This is a genomic window from Shigella sp. FC1661 (assembly GCF_001712525.1).
In the GTDB taxonomy this organism is placed as follows: Bacteria; Pseudomonadota; Gammaproteobacteria; order Enterobacterales; family Enterobacteriaceae; genus Escherichia; species Escherichia coli.
Genome location: NZ_MDGW01000226.1, coordinates 1 through 3229 on the forward strand (window position 1 = coordinate 1; position 3229 = coordinate 3229).

Annotated in this window: 2 rRNA genes; both read right to left on the reverse strand. The window is 52.6% G+C overall.

Annotated elements, in window-relative coordinates:
- A 5S ribosomal RNA gene (rrf, locus tag BFF42_RS13875) occupies window positions 1-114 on the reverse strand; the annotation flags it as partial.
- A 95-nt stretch (window positions 115-209) separates the two neighbouring features.
- A 23S ribosomal RNA gene (locus tag BFF42_RS13880) occupies window positions 210-3112 on the reverse strand.
- Window positions 3113-3229 lie beyond the last annotated feature (117 nt).

Below are 3229 nucleotides of genomic sequence, written 5' to 3' on the forward strand. Positions count from 1 at the left end.
CTGGCAGTTCCCTACTCTCGCATGGGGAGACCCCACACTACCATCGGCGCTACGGCGTTTCACTTCTGAGTTCGGCATGGGGTCAGGTGGGACCACCGCGCTACGGCCGCCAGGCAAATTCTGTTTCATCAGACCGCTTCTGCGTTCTGATTTAATCTGTATCAGGCTGAAAATCTTTCTCTCATCCGCCAAAACACCTTCGGCGTTGTAAGGTTAAGCCTCACGGTTCATTAGTACCGGTTAGCTCAACGCATCGCTGCGCTTACACACCCGGCCTATCAACGTCGTCGTCTTCAACGTTCCTTCAGGACTCTCAAGGAGTCAGGGAGAACTCATCTCGGGGCAAGTTTCGTGCTTAGATGCTTTCAGCACTTATCTCTTCCGCATTTAGCTACCGGGCAGTGCCATTGGCATGACAACCCGAACACCAGTGATGCGTCCACTCCGGTCCTCTCGTACTAGGAGCAGCCCCCCTCAGTTCTCCAGCGCCCACGGCAGATAGGGACCGAACTGTCTCACGACGTTCTAAACCCAGCTCGCGTACCACTTTAAATGGCGAACAGCCATACCCTTGGGACCTACTTCAGCCCCAGGATGTGATGAGCCGACATCGAGGTGCCAAACACCGCCGTCGATATGAACTCTTGGGCGGTATCAGCCTGTTATCCCCGGAGTACCTTTTATCCGTTGAGCGATGGCCCTTCCATTCAGAACCACCGGATCACTATGACCTGCTTTCGCACCTGCTCGCGCCGTCACGCTCGCAGTCAAGCTGGCTTATGCCATTGCACTAACCTCCTGATGTCCGACCAGGATTAGCCAACCTTCGTGCTCCTCCGTTACTCTTTAGGAGGAGACCGCCCCAGTCAAACTACCCACCAGACACTGTCCGCAACCCGGATTACGGGTCAACGTTAGAACATCAAACATTAAAGGGTGGTATTTCAAGGTCGGCTCCATGCAGACTGGCGTCCACACTTCAAAGCCTCCCACCTATCCTACACATCAAGGCTCAATGTTCAGTGTCAAGCTATAGTAAAGGTTCACGGGGTCTTTCCGTCTTGCCGCGGGTACACTGCATCTTCACAGCGAGTTCAATTTCACTGAGTCTCGGGTGGAGACAGCCTGGCCATCATTACGCCATTCGTGCAGGTCGGAACTTACCCGACAAGGAATTTCGCTACCTTAGGACCGTTATAGTTACGGCCGCCGTTTACCGGGGCTTCGATCAAGAGCTTCGCTTGCGCTGACCCCATCAATTAACCTTCCGGCACCGGGCAGGCGTCACACCGTATACGTCCACTTTCGTGTTTGCACAGTGCTGTGTTTTTAATAAACAGTTGCAGCCAGCTGGTATCTTCGACTGATTTCAGCTCCATCCGCGAGGGACTTCACCTACATATCAGCGTGCCTTCTCCCGAAGTTACGGCACCATTTTGCCTAGTTCCTTCACCCGAGTTCTCTCAAGCGCCTTGGTATTCTCTACCTGACCACCTGTGTCGGTTTGGGGTACGATTTGATGTTACCTGATGCTTAGAGGCTTTTCCTGGAAGCAGGGCATTTGTTGCTTCAGCACCGTAGTGCCTCGTCATCACGCCTCAGCCTTAGTTTTCCGGATTTGCCTGGAAAACCAGCCTACACGCTTAAACCGGGACAACCGTCGCCCGGCCAACATAGCCTTCTCCGTCCCCCCTTCGCAGTAACACCAAGTACAGGAATATTAACCTGTTTCCCATCGACTACGCCTTTCGGCCTCGCCTTAGGGGTCGACTCACCCTGCCCCGATTAACGTTGGACAGGAACCCTTGGTCTTCCGGCGAGCGGGCTTTTCACCCGCTTTATCGTTACTTATGTCAGCATTCGCACTTCTGATACCTCCAGCATACCTCACAGTACACCTTCACAGGCTTACAGAACGCTCCCCTACCCAACAACACATAGTGTCGCTGCCGCAGCTTCGGTGCATGGTTTAGCCCCGTTACATCTTCCGCGCAGGCCGACTCGACCAGTGAGCTATTACGCTTTCTTTAAATGATGGCTGCTTCTAAGCCAACATCCTGGCTGTCTGGGCCTTCCCACATCGTTTCCCACTTAACCATGACTTTGGGACCTTAGCTGGCGGTCTGGGTTGTTTCCCTCTTCACGACGGACGTTAGCACCCGCCGTGTGTCTCCCGTGATAACATTCTCCGGTATTCGCAGTTTGCATCGGGTTGGTAAGTCGGGATGACCCCCTTGCCGAAACAGTGCTCTACCCCCGGAGATGAATTCACGAGGCGCTACCTAAATAGCTTTCGGGGAGAACCAGCTATCTCCCGGTTTGATTGGCCTTTCACCCCCAGCCACAAGTCATCCGCTAATTTTTCAACATTAGTCGGTTCGGTCCTCCAGTTAGTGTTACCCAACCTTCAACCTGCCCATGGCTAGATCACCGGGTTTCGGGTCTATACCCTGCAACTTAACGCCCAGTTAAGACTCGGTTTCCCTTCGGCTCCCCTATTCGGTTAACCTTGCTACAGAATATAAGTCGCTGACCCATTATACAAAAGGTACGCAGTCACACGCCTAAGCGTGCTCCCACTGCTTGTACGTACACGGTTTCAGGTTCTTTTTCACTCCCCTCGCCGGGGTTCTTTTCGCCTTTCCCTCACGGTACTGGTTCACTATCGGTCAGTCAGGAGTATTTAGCCTTGGAGGATGGTCCCCCCATATTCAGACAGGATACCACGTGTCCCGCCCTACTCATCGAGCTCACAATATGTGCATTTTTGTGTACGGGGCTGTCACCCTGTATCGCACGCCTTTCCAGACGCTTCCACTAACACACACACTGATTCAGGCTCTGGGCTGCTCCCCGTTCGCTCGCCGCTACTGGGGGAATCTCGGTTGATTTCTTTTCCTCGGGGTACTTAGATGTTTCAGTTCCCCCGGTTCGCCTCATTAACCTATGGATTCAGTTAATGATAGTGTAACGAATCACACTGGGTTTCCCCATTCGGAAATCGCCGGTTATAACGGTTCATATCACCTTACCGACGCTTATCGCAGATTAGCACGTCCTTCATCGCCTCTGACTGCCAGGGCATCCACCGTGTACGCTTAGTCGCTTAACCTCACAACCCGAAGATGTTTCTTACGATTCATCATCGTGTTGCGAAAATTTGAGAGACTCACGAACAACTTTCGTTGTTCAGTGTTTCAATTTTCAGCTTGATCCAGATTTTTAAAGA